21 protein-coding genes are annotated in these 23005 nt (G+C 25.6%); all 21 read left to right on the top strand.

The features are described 5' to 3' along the window. Positions 1-14: 14 nt before the first annotated feature. The 21 genes from mgtA (at position 15) to AACL01_RS01930 (ending at position 22891) form a co-directional block, all read left to right on the top strand. Positions 15-2693, top strand: a complete 2679-nt coding sequence (gene mgtA / locus AACL01_RS02030) for a magnesium-translocating P-type ATPase (RefSeq protein WP_339022382.1) — start codon at positions 15-17, stop codon at positions 2691-2693. Continuing rightward, positions 2693-3328, top strand: coding sequence for a hypothetical protein (locus AACL01_RS02025; protein WP_339022381.1), 636 nt, complete (start codon positions 2693-2695; stop codon positions 3326-3328). The genes mgtA and AACL01_RS02025 overlap by 1 nt, the downstream gene beginning before the upstream one ends. A gap of 433 nt (positions 3329-3761) precedes the next feature. Continuing rightward, positions 3762-4139 (top strand): hypothetical protein, encoded by a 378-nt coding sequence (locus tag AACL01_RS02020; protein WP_339022380.1) that lies wholly within the window; start codon positions 3762-3764, stop codon positions 4137-4139. Next, a complete protein-coding gene (ileS, locus tag AACL01_RS02015) occupies positions 4120-6825 on the top strand; it encodes an isoleucine--tRNA ligase (protein WP_339022379.1) in 2706 nt (901 codons plus the stop codon). Before AACL01_RS02020 ends, ileS begins: the two co-directional genes overlap by 20 nt. Beyond that, positions 6818-7600, top strand: coding sequence for a signal peptidase II (locus AACL01_RS02010; protein WP_339022378.1), 783 nt, complete (start codon positions 6818-6820; stop codon positions 7598-7600). The genes ileS and AACL01_RS02010 overlap by 8 nt, the downstream gene beginning before the upstream one ends. Beyond that, on the top strand, positions 7584-8513 hold the full coding sequence (locus AACL01_RS02005) for an RluA family pseudouridine synthase (RefSeq protein ID WP_339022377.1): 930 nt from the start codon (positions 7584-7586) through the stop codon (positions 8511-8513). The genes AACL01_RS02010 and AACL01_RS02005 overlap by 17 nt, the downstream gene beginning before the upstream one ends. Then, a complete protein-coding gene (gene pnuC / locus AACL01_RS02000; protein WP_339022376.1) occupies positions 8501-9415 on the top strand; it encodes a nicotinamide riboside transporter PnuC in 915 nt (304 codons plus the stop codon). Before AACL01_RS02005 ends, pnuC begins: the two co-directional genes overlap by 13 nt. Then, on the top strand, positions 9416-9892 hold the full coding sequence (locus tag AACL01_RS01995; protein ID WP_339022374.1) for an isochorismatase family protein: 477 nt from the start codon (positions 9416-9418) through the stop codon (positions 9890-9892). 71 nt (positions 9893-9963) lie between these two features. Beyond that, positions 9964-11274: a hypothetical protein gene (locus tag AACL01_RS01990; RefSeq protein ID WP_339022373.1), complete on the top strand. Its 1311-nt coding sequence runs from the start codon at positions 9964-9966 to the stop codon at positions 11272-11274. Between the two features lie 14 nt (positions 11275-11288). After that, entirely contained in the window at positions 11289-11786 is a 498-nt protein-coding gene (locus AACL01_RS01985; protein WP_339022371.1) for a dCMP deaminase family protein, read from the top strand. Positions 11787-11796: 10 nt separating this feature from the next. After that, positions 11797-13032 (top strand): serine hydroxymethyltransferase, encoded by a 1236-nt coding sequence (gene glyA, locus AACL01_RS01980; RefSeq protein WP_339022369.1) that lies wholly within the window; start codon positions 11797-11799, stop codon positions 13030-13032. A 116-nt stretch (positions 13033-13148) separates the two neighbouring features. Continuing rightward, positions 13149-14924, top strand: a complete 1776-nt coding sequence (locus tag AACL01_RS01975; protein ID WP_339022368.1) for a PTS transporter subunit EIIC — start codon at positions 13149-13151, stop codon at positions 14922-14924. Position 14925: 1 nt separating this feature from the next. Continuing rightward, positions 14926-15531, top strand: a complete 606-nt coding sequence (locus AACL01_RS01970) for a hypothetical protein (RefSeq protein WP_339022367.1) — start codon at positions 14926-14928, stop codon at positions 15529-15531. 195 nt (positions 15532-15726) lie between these two features. Next, entirely contained in the window at positions 15727-16056 is a 330-nt protein-coding gene (locus AACL01_RS01965) for a PTS sugar transporter subunit IIB (protein ID WP_339022365.1), read from the top strand. A 241-nt stretch (positions 16057-16297) separates the two neighbouring features. After that, positions 16298-17065: a hypothetical protein gene (locus AACL01_RS01960; protein WP_339022363.1), complete on the top strand. Its 768-nt coding sequence runs from the start codon at positions 16298-16300 to the stop codon at positions 17063-17065. A 19-nt stretch (positions 17066-17084) separates the two neighbouring features. Next, a complete protein-coding gene (locus AACL01_RS01955) occupies positions 17085-18491 on the top strand; it encodes a glycoside hydrolase family 1 protein (RefSeq protein WP_339022362.1) in 1407 nt (468 codons plus the stop codon). After that, positions 18491-19375 carry an ROK family protein gene (locus tag AACL01_RS01950; RefSeq protein ID WP_339022360.1) on the top strand — a complete coding sequence of 295 codons (885 nt, stop codon included), beginning with the start codon at positions 18491-18493 and terminating at the stop codon, positions 19373-19375. Before AACL01_RS01955 ends, AACL01_RS01950 begins: the two co-directional genes overlap by 1 nt. A 103-nt stretch (positions 19376-19478) precedes the next feature. Continuing rightward, positions 19479-21281 carry an MAG1210 family protein gene (locus AACL01_RS01945; RefSeq protein WP_339022358.1) on the top strand — a complete coding sequence of 601 codons (1803 nt, stop codon included), beginning with the start codon at positions 19479-19481 and terminating at the stop codon, positions 21279-21281. Positions 21282-21313: 32 nt separating this feature from the next. Then, entirely contained in the window at positions 21314-21979 is a 666-nt protein-coding gene (locus AACL01_RS01940) for a LemA family protein (protein WP_339022357.1), read from the top strand. 72 nt (positions 21980-22051) lie between these two features. Next, positions 22052-22318: a hypothetical protein gene (locus AACL01_RS01935; RefSeq protein ID WP_339022355.1), complete on the top strand. Its 267-nt coding sequence runs from the start codon at positions 22052-22054 to the stop codon at positions 22316-22318. A gap of 162 nt (positions 22319-22480) precedes the next feature. Beyond that, on the top strand, positions 22481-22891 hold the full coding sequence (locus AACL01_RS01930) for a hypothetical protein (RefSeq protein ID WP_339022353.1): 411 nt from the start codon (positions 22481-22483) through the stop codon (positions 22889-22891). Positions 22892-23005: the final 114 nt, after the last annotated feature.

The following is a 23005-nucleotide window of genomic DNA, read 5'->3' as shown; positions in this document are numbered from 1 at the left end:
AAATGGAGTAGATTATGTTTAAAAAAACCAAACGTAAAATAATTGTTCCGGAAGGTCCTATAAAATACACAAACTTATCTCAAGCACAAATTCTTAAAGAATTTAATCTTGAGAATTTTGGTTTAAATTCAAAACAAGTCTTCGACATAAAAGAAAAATACGGTGATAATGAAATTAAAGAAAAAAGATTTAATTTTTTTATGGTATTTTTAAAAACTTTTTTTGGGCCATTTAATTTAATTTTAACATTTATTAATATTTATAGTTTTTATGAATATTTTAAAGGAGCACCCGAAGAACGAGATATTGTGGATTTAGTGGGGGCACTAATAATTCTTACTATGATAGTTTTGTCTGGATCAATTGGTTTTTTTCAAGAAGTTAAATCCCATATTGTTATGAAGAAAATGTTTTTTGATAATATTCAATATACAAAGGTTATTAGAAATCCAGAAACAAAATTAGCAAGTATTACAAATTCAAACTCAGTAATTTTTGTAAGAGAATCCCAGAAAATTGATAAAAGTGATTTAGTTATTGGTGATGTTGTATATCTTTCAAATGGTGATATTATTCCAGCTGATGTAAAAATTTTATGATCAAATAATTTATATGTAGACCAAGCTTCTTTAACAGGAGAATCATTTCCTGTAAGTAAAAAATCAACTAATAAGCAAGAAAATTATTTAGAATTTGAAGATGTTTGTTATATGGGAACAACTGTAACTTCAGGAAGTGCAATTGCCATAGTTGTCTCAACTGGTCAAAATACATATTTTGCAACTATTTCTTCAAAAACAAAAGAGAAAAGAGAACCTTCTTCATTTGAAAAAGGTATTAAAAAAATTACATTAATTATCATTTTATTTATGTTGGTTGTTATTCCATTTGTGCTAATTGCTCAAGGACTAAAATTGGATTTAATAAACCATAAGGACAAACCATGAATTAATGCAACAATTTATGCAATTGCGATTGCTGTTGGAATTACTCCCGAAATGTTGCCAATGATTGTGACAGCTAATCTTTCATATTGTTATAAAAAAATAAAAAACAAAAATGTAATTGTTAAAAATTTAAATGCTGTTCAAAATTTAGGAGCAATTGATATTTTATGTTCAGACAAAACGGGAACAATTACTAGTGGTGAAATAAATTTAAGTGATGTTTGTGACATTAGAGGAGTTAAAAATATTTATATTGAAGAATTATTATATTTTAATTCATACTTTCAAACAGGGTTTACAAATCCAATTGATAATGCAGTATTAGCATCTGAAACAATATCAAGACCAAAAATATTAGAATATAAAAAATCATGAGAAATTCCTTTTAATTTTGAAAGAAAAATTTTATCAGTTATTTATGAAAAAGATAACCAAAAACAATGTGTTACAAAAGGTGCCGTTGAAGAAGTACTTAAATTATGTACAAAGTTTTTTAATGGTAAAACTGTTGAAGAATTAAATGATAAAGTTAAACAAGATATTCATGACACATACATAAAAAAAAGTTTAGAAGGTTATCGTGTTATTGGTATTGCACATAAACTTGTTGATGATGATGATATTGAAGAAGAAATGGTGTTCTATGGTTTTGGCTCATTTTTTGATGAACCTAAAACCACTTCAAAAAAAATTATTCGTAGATTAGCAACTCTTGGTGTCGAAACCAAAATTTTAACAGGGGACAATGAAATTATTACAAAAGCTATTTGTAATAAAGTTGATTTTAAAATTACAAGTTTAGTTACTGGTGTTGAAATTGATCGAATGGATGATTTTGATTTAGAAAGAATTGTTATGCGTGCAAATGTCTTTGTTAAATTATCACCATTGCATAAAGCGAGAATTATTAATACATTAAAAGGTTTAGGTCACGTTGTTGGATTTATGGGAGATGGAATTAATGATGCTCCTGTATTAAGGGCATCAGATGTCGCAATTTCTTTTGCAGATGCCTCTAATATTGCTCAAGATGCTGCAGATGTTATTTTGATGGAAGATAACTTAATGGTACTAGAAGATGGTGTTATTAAGGGAAGGTCATGTTTGGCTAATATGCTTAAATATATTAAAGTAACAATTGCTTCAAATTTTGGTAATGTTTTAAGTATTTTAATTGCTCTATTTATTTTAAGTTTTAATCCAATGCAACCAATTCATTTATTAATTCAAAATTTATTATATGACATTACTCAATTTGCTTTAATTGTTGACAAAGTTGACTATGAATATTTACAAAAACCGCAAAAATTGAAATCAAATAACTTGATTAAATTTGCAGCTATAAATGGTTCAGTGAGTTCAATATTTGATGTTTTAACTTTTGTTACTTTGTTATTTATCTTTAAAATTGGTCAAGGTAATGCACCATCTGATTTTGATATTGCTCAATTTAATGCATCATGATTTATTGTTGGTTTATTAACCCAAACAGCAATTGTGCAAGTTTATAGAACACAAAAAATTCCATTTATTAATTCTAAACCAGCAATGATAGTTTTACTTTCTTCAATATTTATTATTTTAATGGCATTTTTATTACCATACACTAATGTAAGTAAATACATCAAAATGGAAAGACCATCTTATTATTTCATTCCAATTGCCATCGGTTTTGGAATAGGGTATGTATTATTGGCACAAGTAGTTAAAATGGCATATATCAAAATATTTAAGGAATGATTATAATGAAAAAATGTTTGTTATTTGCAATGTTTGATGAAGCAGCACACACAATTAAAGAACACCAATTTAAATTAATTCAAAAGCAACCATACGAAGTGTATGAAAATGATCAATTTTTTCTATTAATTTCTCAAATAGGGTTAGTTAATGCAGGAAGCGCATTAACATGAGTTGATTCTAATTATGAAATATCAGAATATATTAACTTTGGAATGGTTGGATGTAATTCAAATGTTTTAAACATAAAAGATATTTTAAACATTAAAAATGTTTATCTTGGTAATGTTGATGCTACAGGGTTTGGTTATAAAATGGGACAAGTTCCTCAAATGCCCGCTTTCTATACCCTTAAAGGTATTAAAAACGAATATAACACAGCTAATATTTGTTCAAGTGATGTTTTTATTAATGGTTTTGATAAATATAATTCAATAGTTAAACCAATTGAACCAAATATTGAATTATTTGATATGGAACTAGCTGGTTTTGCACAAGCAGCATTCCGATTAAAAAAAGAAATTAATGCAATAAAAATAGTTAGTGATATTCTAGGTTCTAAATCTAATGAGAAGCAATTTTTAGAAGTTAAAGAATTTTCAAGTAATAAAATTTCAGAGATAATAAAAACCTTGAATTAACCAAGGTTTTTATTATCTAACAGTTACACTTGTCACATTCTTTTGTTTTACATTTATTTGAATCTGAACAACATTGTTTTTGATCTTTGCATGTTTCTTTTGAACAGCATTCGCATGTTTTTTTGTCTTCCATTTAAATCCACCTCTCTAAAATTATTTTATAACAATATTTTAGTTAATAAAACATGAAAATGTGTTTAACTATTATGGCAAATTTGATAATATATATTGTATAAATAAGACACAATTATTATTAAAGTTTTTCAGAGATCTAACGGGTGGTGTGAGTTAGTAAACTAAATAATTAATTATCACTTATTTTTTTACAAGTAAATACTCTAATTAAGGCAATTATAAATTATTGTAAATAAGGATGGTACCGCGTTGTTAACGCTCCTTTATTATAGGGGCGTTTTTATTTTGAAGGGACAAAATGGAAAAAATTAAATGTGTATTATGCTACACAGAAATATTAAATGAAAAAGAATTAATAGTAGCTAAAAAACCATCTGCTGGAATTTTTAATAGAGCTAAAGTAAAAATGCATCAACAATGTTATCAATTTTTTAAAAAAATGGATTCAATGATTTGATGAATTATTGGAGTTACGGGTGTGCTTTCACTAGTCGTCTCAATTGCTTTATTATTTACAACTGGTATGGATGAAGATCAAAATGTTCAATTAACTGATTTTGTAATCTTAATACCACTTATTATTTGATTGGTAATTTGAATAATGAGTTTTATTGTTTATTTTGTAAAATTGCATAAATTTAAAAAAGGAGTTCAAAATGGAAAAGAAATCTTATAAAGACACACTATTAATTGGTAAAACAGATTTTGAAATGAAAGCTAATTTAAAAACTAAAGAGGTTGATTATCAAAAAGAGTGATTATTAAACGATATTTATAAAACTAAATTAGCAAAAAACAAAAAGAATAAAAAATTTATTTTGCATGATGGTCCACCATATGCTAATGGAAATATTCATGTTGGTCATGCGTTAAATAAAATTTTAAAAGACTTTATTGTAAGATGAAAATTTAGTAATGGATATAATTCAGAATATATTATGGGTTGAGATACTCATGGTTTACCAATAGAGTCAGCAATAATCAAAACAAAAGGTATTAATAGAAAAGATTTATCACCAGATGAATTTAGAACATTGTGTAAAGAATATGCCTTAGAACAAGTAAATATTCAAACTGAGCAATTTAAAAGACTTGGAATTTTTACAGATTATGAAAAAAAATATTTAACATTAAACCATAATTATGAAGTTGCGCAATTAAAACTATATGCCAAAATGGTAGAAAAAAATTTAGTATATCGTGATTTTAAACCAGTATATTGATCACCGACTTTAGAATCAGCATTAGCAGAAGCTGAAATTGAATATCAAGATGTTAGAAGTGCTTCGATTTATGTGTCTTTAAAAGTTATTGGAGAAGATAATTTAAATTTAATTATTTGAACTACAACACCTTGAACAATTCCTTCAAATCAACTAGTTGCTATTTCAGAAAAAATTGAATATATCAAAGTTAGACCACAAAATTCTAATGAAGACTATGTAATTGCTGAAAATTTATTAGAAAGTGCAGCAGTTAAATTTGGTTGAGAAAAATATGATATTAAAGGAAAAATTAAGCATCATGATTTATTAGGAAAAGAATATTTTCATCCATGATTTACTGATAAAAAGGGAAAAGTTGTTTTAGGTCATCATGTAACTGATATAACTGGAACTGGAATGGTTCATATTGCTGGTGGTTTTGGAGAAGACGATTTTAAAATAGTTAAAGAAAATAATATAAAACCATTTGTGCCAATTGATGATCAAGGTAAATTTACTAAAGAAATCAATGATTCTAAATTAGAAGGTATTTTTTATGAAGATTCAAATAAAATTGTGGGTATAACTTTAAAAGAAAAAGGTAATTTATTAAAATTAGAATTTTTAAAACACTCTTATCCTCATGATTGAAGAAGTAAAAAACCAGTTATTTATCGTGCAACAAATCAATGATTTGTAAATATTGAAAAAATTAAGACTATCATCGATAAAAAAATTCTTAAAAATGTAGAAACTAAACCGGCTTGATCAAAAGAAAGATTAAGAAACATTATTAAAGAAAGAAATGATTGAACAATTTCTCGTCAAAGACTATGGGGAGTGCCAATTGTTGCTTTTTTCGATAAAAACAATCAACCAGTTATGAATGCAGAAATTATTAACTATGCAATATCTATCATTGAGCAAAAAGGGACTAATGCTTGATTTGTTGAACCATGTGACAATTTTTTACCTTCAAAATTTAAAGGTCAAGAATTTAAAAAAGAAACAGATATTTTAGATGTTTGATTTGATTCTGGTGCTTCAAATATTGTGATGAGAGAAGTTTATGGTTATGAGGCGCCTTTTGATGTGTATTTAGAAGGTAATGATCAATACCGTGGATGATTTAACTCATCAATGATTAATTCAATTATTTATGATGAAACAGTTGCATATAAATTTTTAATTACTCATGGAATGACAAATGATGAAAAAGGTAAAAAAATGTCTAAATCAATTGGCAATACAATTGACCCATTAAAAATTTGTGATTTACAAGGGGCAGACATTTTAAGATTATGAGTATGTTCAACAGATTACACCGATGATCAAAGAATTGGTGATAATATTTTAAAACAAGTTGGAGAATCATATAGAAAAATTAGAAACACATTGAGATTTTTAATATCTAACTTATTTGATTTTGATCCAAATAAACATTATCAAAAAACATTATTAGAAGTTGATGAATTTGCTTTAAATAATTTAACTTTAACTAAAGAAAAAATTGCTGATGCATTTGAGACATACTCATTTAATAATGCATATAAGTTGATTAATAATTATGTGATTAATGATTTATCATCATTCTATTTAGATTTTATAAAAGATATTTTATATGTAGAAAATGCTGACTCTTTAAGAAGAAGACAAGTACAAACAGTTATGTATGAACAATTATGAATGTTAATTGATGTTTTAAAACCAATTATTCCTCATACAACTGAAGAAGTTTATAAAAACATTTTATTTATTCAAAAAGAAAAATCAGTTCACTTATTAGATTTAAGAAAACAAGATTTTAAACAAAAAGATAAATTTGTTGAAAAGTGAAATAAATTTCTTAAATTTAGAGATTTAGTCAACGTTGCGTTAGAAAGTGCTAGACAAGATAAAATAATTAGAAAAGGATTTGAAGCATCATTAAAAGTTAATCTTTCTGATGAATTTAATTTTATAAAAGATATCGAAAGTTTAAACCAAATTTTAATTGTAAATTCAATCATTTTTTTAGATAATCAAAATGAAATAAAAATTGAAATAGAACCAAAAAATGGTTTGAAATGTGAAAGATGCTGAGCAATTTTTGACATTTTAAATAATGATTCTATTTGTATGCGTTGTGAAAGTGTGGTTAAAAATTTAAATGAATAAAAATAAAAATTATTTTGAAAAAATAAAAAATAAAATTAATCCCATTGTTAAAAATTCTGTTTTTTATCTTAAAAAAAACTATTATAGATTTAATTTTAAATTAAGAGTATTATTTCCCTTAATCATAATTTTAATTTTTATAGATATAATTACAAAACTATGGGCTAAACATAGTTTACAAAATGCTGGTGAAAAAAACTTTATTAACTGATTTATAAATTGAAACTATTTATTAAATTCAGGATCAGCTAAAGGAATGTGAGCGGATGAGTCATCAAAGGCGATTACAATTGCGGTAATAACCACAATTTGTATTTTAATTGCGTTTATATTTGTGAATCAAACATCAATGCTAATTGCTTTTTCTTTAATGATTGGCGGAAGCATGGGAAACACTTTGGGTAGAGCATTTGCCGGTGGAAGTGTGATTGATTTTATTGCATGAGGAACCTTTATGAATATCTTCCCAAATTTACGACTTTATTCATTTAATCTTGCGGATGTTTTTGTATATGTTGGAGTTATTTTTCTAATGATTTTGATTATATTATCTCTTATTGAAGCTGCTAAAGAATATTCTGCAAAAAAATATTCACCAGAAAAATATGCACAGCATTTAGAAATGAATACAAAATTATTAGATGTAAAAAAATATTATGAAAATCAAAAATGATATCCAATTCCAGTTTTAAAAAAAATGAGTTATAAAGAATATCTAAAACAAAGAAATGATATTAAAAATGATTATAAAGGATTAGATGACACAAGAAATTAGTTTATTATTTGTAGGTGAACCTATGCGTTTAGATAAATATTTAGTGGAGACTCTAAAAAGTGAGTTTGATTTTTCAAGAACAATTATTCAAAAAATGATTGATAATAATCAAATATTAGTAAATGGTATTTTAAAACCTGCAAATTATAAATTATCTCAAGATGATGTAATTCAAATAAACATTGAAGAACCAACTGATAGTAGCATTTTGCCAAAAGATATTAAGTTTGAAGTAGTTTATGAAGATAAAGATATTATCGTTGTTGATAAACCAAATGATTTAACAGTTCATCCAGCTCCTGAAAATTATGAAAATACATTAGTTAATGGTTTATTGTTTAAAATTAAAGACTTATCTTCAATTGGTGGAGAAAAACGTCCAGGAATAGTTCACAGACTAGATAAAATGACAACTGGTTTAATGGTTGTTGCTAAAAATGATAATTCTCATAAAATATTATCAGAAGCATTCAAAAATCGTGAAGTTAAAAAGAAATATCTTGCTTTAGTTAATGGCGTAATTAAAGAAAATAAAGGACGAATTGTTGCACCAATTGGTAGAAGTTCATCAGATCGTAAAAAAATGGAAGTTACATCCAAAAATTCTAAAGAAGCAATTACGTTATTTGAAGTAGTTGGAAGGGGAGAAGATTGTACTTTGGTTGAGTGTGAAATTCTAACTGGAAGAACACATCAAATCAGAGTCCACTTTAAATATATTAATCATCCAATTATAGGGGACCATGTTTATGGATATGAAAAAGATAAAAATTATAGTTTTGGACAATATTTGCACGCTTATTATTTAGAATTTCAGCATCCTACTAAAAATAAAAAAATTATTTTTTCATCAAATTTGCCAAAATCATTTACAATATTACTAAATGAAAAAGGAATTAAATGAAAAAACTAAGAAAAATAAATTTTTTAGGGTTTTATAATGTCATCAGTGAATTTAAAGCCTTAAATAAATATACTAAAATAGCAATATATGTATCATCTCTAATATTTTTGTTTCTGGGAATATTTGATATTCAACTATGAATGAATGATTCAAATCATTTATTAGATGAAAACAAAAATAACATATTTAAATTTTATCAAGCATATCACAATAAAAATACTTATATCAATGTACCTGTTATTAATGTGATTTTTCAATCAATGAATATTTTTACTTCAATAACTGGAATTATTGCCGTTATTATGGTTGCCGAAAAAGCAATATCTTCATTCTTTTGATCAGTATTAAATGTAATTACTTTTGTAATTTATGCCTTTAACATTAAAATGTTAGGTGACTTTCAAATTATGTTATTCTTTATTTTACCAGTATTAATAATTGGTTGATTCAACTGAGCGAAATCACAAAATTTAGAATTTGAAGATAAAAAAAGAATAAATACACCATGAAAAAAAATCATTTTAGGATTAATTATATTAGCAATTACTGCGCTATTTACATATTTATTTAAAATTGAACTTTATTGATTACATAAACATGTTGCACATGACAATTATGTAGATAGCACTAATCACCAAGTTATTTGATATGATTCATTTACTTCATCTTGTTATATTGCTGGTATTGCATTACAAGCATTAAAATCACAAGCACAATATATTTCATGATTATTAGTTAATATATTTTCAGTTGTTAAATATATGATTCCAAGTGATGGCGGTGGATCACAATATGTTCTTGCATTACAAAGTTTTATTTACTTATGTACAACTTTCTTAGGAATCTACAATTGATATATAAAAGACAAAATTGACTTTTCTGCCTTAAAAGCAAAGTTTAGTAAAAAATAAATGATGAAGTGTTTAATAGTTGTAGATTATCAATATGATTTTGCTAACCCCAAAGGCGCTTTGTATGTAAAGGGTGGAGAAGCAATTAAGGATATAATTGAAGACAGAATTACATTTTTTAGAAAAAATAATTGACTTGTTGCTTATTCAATGGATTGACATCCTCAAAATCATATTTCATTTAAAAAATGAGGAGAACATTGTGTTCAGGACCAAAAAGGCGCTGAAATTTTATTAAATAATCAACCAGACATTTTAATTAAAAAAGGTATAAAGCAAAACGAAGATAGCTATTCTGCTTTTTATATTGCAGAAAATGTAGAATCAAGTTTAAAAAATTTTTTACAAAATAATAATGTTGATGAAGTAGAGATTTGTGGTTTAGCTAGAAATGTTTGTGTACAAGCAACATTTGATGATGCAATTAAATTGGGATTTAAAGTAACTATTAATGAAGAAGCTTCAAAATCTTTATAGTTAGTCGTTGGTAATTATTAAACAACTAATTATAATATTTATATTGTATAATTATAAAGATTGGTGAAGAAATGAATATAGATTTGAAAACTATAGAAAATGAAATAAATTTATTTTTTGAAAACAAAAAGTTTGATAAAAAAACAATTGGAAATACCAATTGTTTTGTACATTATAAAAACAAATCTAAAATTTTTAGAGTTGCACTAGATGATTTTGATATTTCTGAAGAAATGAACCAATTCTTAAAAGAATATAATGAATATTCAGGTGGAAAATTAGAAGTTATTAATATTTTAATTAGTTATAAAAAAGATGTTTCAGACTCAGCAATAATTGTCATTGGTTCTTTAGAAGAGGCTAATACAAAATTAAAACAATTTTTCCCTAAAATCAATTTAAAAGTTAAAGAAGCTGTGGAAGAAGAAATTTCAGAAGCAGAAATTATGGAACAAGATCCTCAAAGACTAATAGCCGAAATGAAAAATCCAGCATTATCTAAAAATAAGGATTTACAAAAAATTGCTAAAAATATGCAAAACCCACACATTGTTGCAAGAATTTGTGGATTTATATTTGTTTTTTGTCCATTAATAATTGCTTTTATATCTTTATATTTAGTCTCATATCGACACGAAAGTCTTTTACAAGACTCTTCAACTGCCAACTTCTTTTTTGGAGCTGTTGACTTTAAGTTAACTATTTATTTACAACAATATTGAAGAATTTTAACTTATGCACTAATTCCTGATTTTGGTGATCGATTAAATGGTTTTCTAGAATTAATTGTTTGTGGAATTGTTTTATTTGGTGTTCTTAAATATTGTTTTTCATTAATAGGCGTTGTTAAATTTGCAGTTGTGTCGCTATCTACATATTTAATAGTTGGTTTTTTTGCAGCATTTTTCATTCAAAATGGTTCTTTATCTGGTCAAACAATCCCATTAGCAATTGCAACAGGTTCATTATGTCTGACAATATGAACTAATTCAACAAATGCGTTTGTAAAAATGTTTACTAAAAATCGTATTTTTATTCCCATAGTTGTATTAATTTTAATTCCTATTATTGAAAATAGTGTTGCAACTAAAACACCAATTATTTTACTTGCATTTTGTGTATCAGCAGCATTGCTATATTTAGTTAATTATGATTGAAAAGCAAAACAAAAAGATATTTCTTTATATTTGGCATTATTAATAGTCGCAGGTTCTATAATAACTCCTTTTGTCTTGGCGTTTTGTTATACTCCAGTGCCCGCAAAAGATCAAAGTATTTTAAATGCGATTGCATTAATGTATAAATATTCATTAGCTTCTAAATTAAAGGCGGAATCTTGAATTTATGATTTATTTAAAGTTCACTATGATTTAAGAAAGTAGAGGTGAGGTAGATAATGTTTGCTAAAAAAGAAAAAGAAAAACATTCAACAATTGATTGAGATACCTATTTTTTAGCCATTGTTCAATTAATATCAATGCGTTCTAAAGATCCAAATACTAAAGTTGGTTCTGTAATTGTTGATGATTTAAATCAAGTTATTTCGACTGGTTATAACGGAATGGCAAGGGGTGTTTCTGATAAAGATTACTCATGATCAAATGATCAATCAAACGGAATTGAAAATACAAAATATCCATTTGTAGTTCACTCAGAAGCAAATGCCATTGTTTCAGCACGTCGTGACATAAGAGGTACAAAATTATACACTTCATTATTTCCATGCAATGAATGCTCTAAATTAATCATTCAATCAGGAATTAAAGAAGTTATTTATTCAGATAATAAATACAAAAATGAAGTTTTAACAATTGCAAGTAAAAGAATGTTAAAAGATGCTGGTGTGAAAATGATTTTTAAAGATCCAGTAAAAGTTATTGTTGAAACAAAATAAGAGGTTAACCATGAACATAAACAAAAAGATTTTAGATTCTCTTAAAAAAGAATTGCACCGTCAACAAAATCATATTGAATTAATTGCTAGTGAAAACTATGTTTCAGAAGAAATTTTAGCTTTAAGTGGTAGCATTTTAACTAATAAATATGCTGAAGGATATCCTGGTAAAAGATACTATGGAGGATGTTTATATATTGATGAAATTGAAACTTTTGGAATTGAATTAGCTAAAAAAATTTTTAAAGCTGACCATGCAAATTTACAACCACATTCAGGAAGTCAAGCCAATGAAGCAGCTTATCGAGCAGTTTTACAAAGCGGTGACAAAATTGTTTCAATGAGTTTAGACGCTGGTGGTCATTTAACACATGGTTATCCAATCAACTTTTCAGGAAATACATATAACTTTAAGTTTTATGGAGTTGATTCAATAACTGAAATGATTGATTATGAAGAAGTTGAAAGAATTGTATTAGAATTTAAACCAAAATTAATAGTTGCGGGAGCAAGCTCTTATTCAAAAATAATCGATTTTAAAAAATTTAAAGAAATTGCTGATAAAGTTGGGGCATTGTTGATGGTTGATATGGCACATATTGCTGGTTTAATTGCTAAAGGAGTTCACCCAAGTCCAGTTGAGTATGCAGATATTGTCACAACAACAACACACAAAACTTTAAGAGGTGCACGTGGTGGGATGATTCTTTGCAAAAAAGAATTTGCTAAAAAAATTGATTCAGCAGTTTTTCCAGGAACACAAGGTGGTCCTTTAGAAAATCAAATTGCTGGTAAAGTACAAGCATTATGTGAAGTTGATACCAAAGAGTTTGAAATCTATGCTAAACAAATAGTAAAAAATGCTAAAGCATTTTCAGAACAATTACAAAAAGAAGGTTTGAGACCAATTGCTGGGGGAACTGATAATCATTTGATTAATTTAGATGTTAAAACTAATTTAAATTTAACTGGTAAACAAGCAGAAATTATTTTAGAAAGCATTGGCATTGTAACAAACAAAAATATGATTCCAAATGATAAAGAAAAACCAATGATTACTAGTGGAATTAGAGTGGGAACACCCGCTATGACAACAAGGGGAATGAAAGAGGATGATTTTATTGAAGTTGCTAAAATAATCGGTAGTGCTTTAAAAAATCAAAGTTCAGAAAATCTTGATCAGTTAAAAATCAGAGTCAATCAAATTTGTCAAAAATTCCCAATATATAATAATATAAAATATTAATATAGTTATTTTATTAAAATAAAGTTTATTTTATTAAAGTAGTTTAAAGATGTCTATATATAGATATCTTTTTTTTCTTTTTTTAAGATAATCAATTTTGGAAAGGGAAAAACAAAATGGAAGAAAATAATTTTAGAAAAAATAAGACCTTTAAAGAAAAAATGAATCTTTGATTAGAAACATTTGGTTATAAAATTGGTTCTAACAGACTATTATGTTCTTTAAGGGATGGTATGGCCGTAAGTGGTGCAGTTGGATTGGGGATGATTCTACCAGCACTTATAGCTACATTTTTCTTAAACAATGCAACCATGATGGGAAAAATACATGGTATTCATGATTCATCAGGAATGATATGAATTACCAAAAATATTTATCCTTGATTCTTGCAAATTCAACAAGCTTCAGGAATTATGTTGTCATTAGTGACACTAATAGGTGTGTCATTTTTTATAGCTACTAATTTTCAAAAAAGCGGATCTCCAATTATTACTGTTTTTGTAACAATTGGAACATTTTTAACATTAGCACCATTCGGTTTAGACTGATTGGGTGCATTTGATTATAAGGGAGGAACACTACCGTGAGATAATGGTGTAAAATTTGCAGATCTTAAATTATCAAATTTAGGAACAGACGGAATTATTATTGCGATTATATTAGGAATATGTGTCCCTCTAATTTATTTAAAAATAGCTAGTTTAAAATTTTTAACAATTAAATTACCAGCATCAGTTCCACCAGCAATTGCGAACGTGCTATCAAGTATTTTTCATATTACTTTAACTTTATTTATTTTTGCAACAATTTCATGATCATGAGCATATATTGCACATTGAAGAAATATAACTATGCCAGATAATAAAGCAATTGTAGCTGATAATATTTTTGTAATTATAAAAATAATTACTTCACCACTAAAAGCAATGGCTGAAAGTCCATGAAGTACTTTTGCATTAGGTGTAGTTGTTGCTGTTCTATGAATCTTTGGATTACATGGACCAAACATTATGGTACCAATTGCATACGCAGTTTATATTCAATATATTTATATAAATGTTTATTTTTGAGCATATTACACTAGTCCACAAATTCAAGATTTACTACAACATCAATATGGAACATCAATAACAGATGCATATTATGACATAACAAAATTTATGAAAGAAGATATTGTAAAATTATTAAATTTTTATAAAGACCACAAAGATAATATGGCAGATTGAACTGCTCAGTATGGTGATGATGCCAAATCAAAATTAGATCAAGCAACTGCGTTAAGTAAAGTAATTGATCCAGACAAAGGACTATTTATTCCAGCAATAGGAAGCTGACATAAAGGACTTGTAATGGCACCATTAGCTTCTTGCGAAAATATTGGAGGAAGTGGGGTAACAATAGGATTGACTTATGGATTACTAACATTTGCAAGATTCAAACCCCACAGAACAGTTGCTAAAATTGAAGCAATTCCAGCAATATTCAACATTAATGAGCCACTTATTTTTGGATTACCAATTATATTTAACATTAAATTATCAATACCATTTATATTATTAAACTCAGTGGGAGCACTAGTTGGTCACTACTTTGTACTATGACACTGAATGAGACCAACAGTAGCTACAGGAAGTCCTTTCTTCCCAACAATTATTGGAAGTTACATCACAAGTGGATTTGACTGAAGAACAACAATCTTTTCAATAGGTTTAACAATAGTTTCATTCATAGTATATTCACTTTACATAAAAAGTTCGCAAGAATATGCAATTAAATCATTAGCATTGGCTGATGGTATAACTGCTAAAGAATGAAAAGAAAAAAATCAAGATCAATTTGAAAGATCATGATTAGATAAAACAATGAGATTATTTAAAAAAGATAAAAATTAATATGGAATTAAACAATAAAACAAATATTTATGTGTCTAAATGACATATAAACAAAAATGATAAAAAAATTGTGGACTTTAATGAAAGAGTTGAAAAAATAAAACAAGCATTAACTCCTTCAAAATCTGATAATTATAGAAAAGACTTAATAGTTGCAAAAAAAATTAATAAAAAATCAATGAATATAAATGACTTTTTCTTTGTTATTAAATTAATAATGTTAAAAAATCTTTATACAATTGACTATTTACAAAAAACTCAAGAAATTAAAAATGATTTTTTTGCAATTAAAAAAACTGAAAATTTAATGTCAATACAAATGGTAGAAAATCAAAAAGTTAAAATTAAAGTTTTAGATAAAGATAAAATAATTAGAACAGAAATTACAAAAGGGATGTTTGGTAGATGAATTTATAAAGTTCATGTTACATTTGAAAAACCATTACTAATATCCACACTTAAGGGATTAACTTATAAAAGAGATATAGTTAATCAACTTAAAAAGGATTTAAAAATTCAAGTTAATAAAATTAACAATGGTATTAAAGAATCCTTAAATAAAACAACAGAAGAAATTATTAAAATAGATTTTAATAATTTAAAATAAACAACTATTAAATAAGCTTTGTAAATACCAAAACAAATAAACATGAAATATGAATTATTAATTAAAAACAAGCGCAATAAAATTTTTCAATATTGTCTATATTCAAAAATTATTTGCACATAAACTCTTATTTTTAATTGTTAAAGAATTTGTTGATATTTATGATCTTTAAATAATTTAAAAGGAGAAAAATAAATGGAAAGAAAAATTTTATTAGCATGTTCGGCTGGTATGTCAACTTCAATGGTTGTCAACAAAATGGAAAAACTAGCACAACAAAGAAATGAAAAGTGCGAAATATTAGCTCTTCCGGCATCTGATGCAATGGATAGATTAAATGAAGGGTGAGAAATTATTCTTCTTGGACCACAAGTAAGATTTTTAGAAACACAATTTAAACAAGCGGCACAAAAACAAGGTTTAGATTTGCCAATTGCAATCATACCATTTCAAGACTATGCTGTTGCTGATGCGGACAAAATATTTAAACTTGTCGAAAAAACATTAGTTAACTTTAAAAAATAAAAGGACCAAATAATATGAATATCTTTCAAATATTAATAACTATACTTTTAATTACGTGCGTACTAACAATATTTATTGTTCAGTATTTAACGATAGTAAGAAATATTAAAATCAATCACAAATGAAGACTTGTATTTTCAATTATTGGTTTGTGCATATTGGGAATATTATTGTTGTCATACCTATGATACATAAAATATTCATAAATGATATATTAAAGTTATAGATTTGAAGGACTAAAATGAAAAATATTATTGAAAAAATAAGACTAGTATCAAAATCCGATTCTAATGAAACATTTAGATTAATTGCACTAAATATTTATAAAGAGTTCGCCAATGGTTTAATTCTTGCTGAGAAAGATTTAGCAAAAAAATCATATGTTTCAGAAGCAACAATTACAAATTTTTGCAAAAAAATTAATTTAAGTGGTTATCGTGAACTTGCAATTCTTCTTAAATATGAATTAGAATTTGCAAAAAAACAAATTACTAGTCAAGTAAAAAATAAAAATACTGATCCAAATATAAAACAAATATATGAGTGAATTGCTAGTAAAGAAGAGTTTTATGCAAAATTATCACAAGCAATTACAAAAAAATTCGAATTAAATATAATTTGTTCTTATAATTCCTTAGATGCATCTAAGTTTTTAAAAAATTATTTAGAAAGAATAAATATTAAAACAAAATTAATTAGTGCTCAAGATTATTATAAATATCACACAATTAATGATTGTCAAAATATTCTTATAATACTTTCTGGACGAGATAACGAAACTTTAATAGATGTTTTACTAAATGTAATTTTACAAAAAGAAGATAAAAATATATTTTTAATTAGTGAAGTAGAACACGCTATAAAATTGGATTTTAAAATAGATAATCAAATTTTGCTAGACTACGATAATGAAGATAGACAATCTAGTTCTATCAAAAAAAAATTCACCTTAATATCATTGTTTTATATGTTAATAGTAAACATAAAGAAAGAGTTAAATATATTTTAATTTAATAAAGGAGAAATAAATGAGAAAAAATTTTTTATGAGGTGCCTCAACTAGTGCGTACCAAGTTGAAGGAGCTTGAGATCAAGATGGCAAAGGAAGATCGGTTCAAGATAAAAATACACCTTCGCAAACTAATTCAGAAATTAGTGACTTCAAAGTTTGTGCAGACCACTACAATAGATGAAAAGAAGACGTAAAATTATTTGCAGAATTAGGGTTAAAGGCTTATAGGTTATCAATTGCTTGAACAAGAATTATTCCTGATGGAGTAGGAAAAGTAAATGAAAAAGGAGTTAAATTTTATAAAGATTTAATTGCTGAATTGAAAAAAAATAATATTGAACCAATAATCACAATGTATCATTTTGATTTACCAGAAGCTTTAGAAAAACAAGGCGGTTGATCAAATAGAGAAATGATTGTTCCAGCATTTGTAAATTATGCAAAAGTTTTATTTACAGAATTTGGAAAAGATATCAATTATTGGTTAACAATTAATGAACAAAACGTGATGGTTATTGCAGGACACATTATTGGAATTAGAGATGAACAAGGTCATGATCATGAAAAATCATTATGACAACAAAATCATAACATGATGATTGCTCAAGCTAAAGTGATTGAACTTTGTCGAAAAATGACTAAAGCAAAAATTGGACCTGCACCAAACATTTCAACAGTTTATGCAGAAACATCTAAACCAGAAGATGTTATTGCAATGGAAAATTTCAATGCTTATAGAAACTGATTATATTTAGATTTATCATGTAGAGGTAAATATAATGGAATAGTGTGAAACTTTTTTGAAAAAAATGATTGCGCACCAGAAATTAAAGAAGGTGACCTGGAATTATTAAAAGCAAATAGACCCGACTTTATTGCCTTTAATTACTATGGAAGTGGAACTGTGAAATTTAACAACCAAAAATTAGGCGAAAAAAATCTTCACAGTCATCAAGTAGATCAACAAAAAATGTTTAACATTCCAGGAATGTTTAATTGTGTTGCAAATAAAAATTTACCAAAAACAGAATTTGGTTGGGAAATTGATGCAGTTGGTTTTAGAACAACTTTACGTCAATTGTGAGATAGATATCAATTGCCGCTAATAATTACTGAAAATGGTCTTGGATCTAAAGATGTTTTAACAAATGATTTTAAAATTCACGACGACTATCGTATTGATTATTTAAAACAGCATGTTGAACAATTAAAATTAGCAGAAGAAGAAGACAAGATTGATGTATTTGGTTATTCACCTTGAAGTGCAATTGATTTAATTTCAACACATGAAGGTATTGAAAAAAGATATGGATTTATTTATGTTAATCGTGATGAAAAAGATTTAAAAGATTTAAAACGTTACAAAAAAGATAGCTTTTTCTGATATCAAAATGTAATTAAAACTAATGGAGAAGAACTTTAGTGATTAGATATACATTCGATGTTGGCGGACTTGGAATAAAATTTATTAAGTTTGAAGATAACAAAGAGATCGCAAATGATAAGTTTGAATATTCAAAAAGAGTTGATGCTTTTAGAGTTGATTTATTGGATGTACTAGAAATTATTAAAAACACTTATCAAAATGAAACTAATGATTTTGAAGTTGGAATTTCAATACCAGGTTATGTTGATACTAAGAATTACAGAGTATTATCTGAATCAGCAATTACCAACATTAATCAAGATATTTTTAAAATTATAAATCATAAAAATATGAAAAAATTAATAATTGAAAATGATGGTAAAGCAGCAACATTAGGCGAATATAATTTTGGTTTAGAAAACAAACCAGAAACTTATATTCATATGACAATTGGTAGCGGATTAGGTGGCGGAATAATAATTAATGATAAGTTAATTAAAGGTAGTCAACTTAAAGCGGCTGAATTTTCCAAGCTATTTGTTAACTTAAATTCTAATGAAATAACAATTGCAGCACAAGTTGCGGGATTGGGAGCCAACATTGTTAAATATTCAAGATCAAAAAAATTAGATAAATTAATTTCTGGAATTGAATTTATGAATTTAGTTGATTCTGGTGATGAAATAGCAACAAGACTTTTTGATGAGTGGACTACAACATTAGCTAAATTAATAATTAATATTGACTATGTTTTAGATTTTGATTTATTAACTCTTGGTGGTGGAATAAGTGAAAACAAAGACTTTTACAAAGCACTAGTTACTAAAATTAATCAATATGAAAATAAATTAGAAAATCCAGAAGTTGCTAAAAGAATAAAAATCAGTAGTCTAAAAAATAAAGCTGGGTGTTATGGTTGTTTATCAATACTTAACAAATAGTTTATTATTTTAAAAATTACATTAAAAGACATGTTTTAAAAAACATATCTTTTTTTATTTAACAATTATATATAATAATTTTATTAAATAGGAAATTAAAAAAATGACAAAAGATATTATTTATGATCCAATTGATCAATATAAAACCATAAAATTAGAACACAGTGAAAACAGTAAAAATTATTTTAATGAATTGGTAAAAAAATCAAAAATAGATGTTTTTGAAAATGAAAAAACAGTTACTAAAATTAAAGAAGATAAGTTTAGATTGAATGATACAGCAAATTTAATAAAGAGACTTAAATTTTGAAGACTCGTAACCATTATTTTATTTGTTATTGCAATTTTTATTCCAATCTTTTACTACTATGCAGAAAGAGATGAATCAAATAGTGTATTACTTGTTACAATTTTACTTTGCCTAATACCTTTAATAATGCTAGTAATTTTAATTTTAGTTATTAAAAAAAATAATTTTAAAATTAATAATCTAACCTCGTTAGTTAACAAATTAGAAAAACAAATTGATGATAATACAAATCTTGCATGGGAACAAGTTTATGATTTAAACTTATTATTTGATTGAAAAGATAATAAAAAATTAATTGAAAAAACTTTACCACAGTTCAAAATCTTTAATCAACCATCTGCTCAATTTGAAAATATATTTAAAAATAGCGGACTTTCAAATAGACCAAAAAGTGAAACAACATATCAAATAATTGGGGGAACATTTATGGAAAATCCATTTATGATATCTATTGTTTTAAAAAATACTATTAGTTTAAAAGAATATGTAGGTACAAAATATATTACATGAAAAGAGGGTTCTTCAACAAAATCAGAAGAACTTGTTGCGGCAATCTCTAAACCATTTCCAGAGTATCATTATTTTGGAGAGGCTAATCTTTGAAGTGATTTTGCAGATAAATTAAGTTTTCAAAGAGAACCATCAAATAGTGCAAAAATATCTGATAAAGAATTAAAATCAAGAATTAAAAAATTAGATAAAATTTCAGAAAAAGCAATTAAAAAAAATTCTAATATAAATTTATTAAATAACAAAGAGTTTGAGGTTTATTTTAATTGTTTAAATAGAAGCGACGAAACACAATATCGTTTATTGTTTACCCCAATTGCCCAACGACAATTAACTAAGTTGATTAAATCTACAACAGACAATATAAGTCATGATTATTTTTATTGAGATAAAAACCAAAAAATTCACACATTAACAAATGACTTTTTAACAGAAATTGAATTAGGATTTAATCCAGCATTAAATTATGATTATGACTTTAAAAAAATTCAAGAAAAATTTTTAAAAAGACAATATGAAACATTTAGAGGAATTTATTTGGGTATGACACCTTTAATGTCTGTTCCAGGGCTTCAAGAATCACCGAGAGAAAAAATTATATATAATGATTCTTTAGAACAGCAATATGCTGATCGCTTTCATGAAGTAATCGCAAATCACTTTAGTGAAGATGCAATAAAACACCCAAATTCTGTTACTAAAAATATAATTAAAAGTCAGTATTTAATAAATGAAGGTAATATAGAAAAAATTTCAATTAGTGTACATGGATATAATGGGATTCCCCAAATTGCAATTATTCCAGTTCGTGGTGGTGATGGATATTGACATGATGTAGAAGTTCCTTGAATTGAATATATCCCAGTTACAAAAAAACATATTTTAGTTGTTGTTAAATTAACTACAAAAAATACAAAAATAGCAATGCATAATTCAAGGTTTAAAAACTTATTTCAAAAAAATAAAATTAATGAAGATAATGTTTTTGTATACGATAATTTAATAAATTTTTTAACAAATGATGGGGAATTAACATTAAATCAAAAACAACTAGTTGAAGATATTCAAATTTTAATATCTAAATAATGATAAAATAATATGGAAATAAAAGGAGTTTTATGGCAAATAGATTAGACGAACAAACAGGACCAATAAATGTTGAGGGTCAAAATATAAATGTTATTAATAAAAAATTACCAGTAGAAATTGGAAAGGGATCATTAATTTTTGAAATATTATTATGAATGTGTTTTATTATTCCAGGATTAATATTTTTATTTCAAAAAATTTCTGCGAAAAATTATTTAGATAGTTTGGAGCAAAGAATACAAGGGGCTGCTAGTGAAGTAGATAACTTTTTAGACCAAAGAGTACAAATTTTAAATAATGTTGTAGGAATTGTTGAAAAATCAATGAACTTAGATAAAGACATAATGTTAAAAGTTGCCGAACTAAGATCGGGAAATAAAATCTCAGAAAGCAACCGAAATGAAATTCAATCAAAAGTTGATAATATTTATGGAAAATTAAATTTAGCATTTGAAAATTATCCTAATTTAAAATCTCAAGATAATTTACAATTAGCAATGCAAAAAAATGATTACACACAAAGAGAAATAACTGCAGCACGTAGTAATTACAATGATTTAGTTTCAAGATGAAATCAAGATATTCAAATGTGACCAGCCAAAAAAATAGTAGCAGCAAGAAACAATATGACAACAAGAATTCCTTTCATCACTTCAATGGAAACAAAAACTAAAGCAGCTTCAACATTTTTTTAAAAAAAGCAATTAATTAGCCAATTTATTGCTTTTTTTTTTTTTTTTATAAAATATCTAAGAAGGAGAAAGAGTATGAAAAAATGTTATGTTTGTAACGAACGCATGGGCGAATATGAAGTAAGAGATTCTAAAAAACCAAAGGGAATAATTGTTAGCGTCTGTTCAGCAGATAAAAAATACATCGAAAGAACAAGAGACCAACGTTTAGTTCTTTGAGGCGTTTTAGCAGTTATATGTTGTTGAACAATTTTCGTTCCACTTATTTTTGTAATAAAAGTTTTTAAAAGACTAAGTGCCTTATATTTAAGAAAAAATGATTACGCTAAATTGTCACAATAATCATAAAATTAGTTAAAAAAACTTTATTTGTTGTCATTAATTTGAAACAAATAAAGTTTTTTATTTTTTAATAGATTGTAAAAAAACTGAATAAAATATAGTGATAAAATAAAATTGATTAATAAAAATATACTAATTATTATTTGGATGAGGTAAATTTAAATGACAAAAAATAATAGTTTAAATAATAATGTTCAAAAAGAAAAAATTATATTTTTATACATAATAGACATTGTTTTATATTTAACATTATGTATTTTATTTTTTGATATTTTTTGAATTATTTATTTATCAGTTGCTTTTGATAAATATTTGTTTATTGAAATGAATGAAACTACCAATAGCAAATTTTGAGTTTGATTTATACAAGTGTATTTATTAATTTGCTTAATTATTTCGCCTTACTTAATTTATTTAAATCACAAAATATTAAAAAATTATCATAAAAATTATGTAATAGAATGAAAAAAAATTAGACATAATATTTTTTTATCAATTCCCATGTTATGAATAGGTTTTATAAACATTATTTTGTATTTATTATTAAGTGGAATTAAAAACTTAAAAAAATAAAACACATTAACAATAAAATTTCAAATAGTAGTGATCCTATTCCGACTAATTTAATATTTTTTTGTATTATGTATTTAGGGGATATTATATGTTTTTAAATGTTATTTTAAATTT

Origin of the sequence: Spiroplasma endosymbiont of Crioceris asparagi, from assembly GCF_964020035.1 — a bacterium.
Lineage (GTDB): Bacteria > Bacillota_I > Bacilli_A > Mycoplasmatales > Mycoplasmataceae > TIUS-1.
The sequence above is the reverse complement of the archived record's forward strand: the minus strand, read 5'-3'. Positions and strand labels throughout refer to the sequence as shown.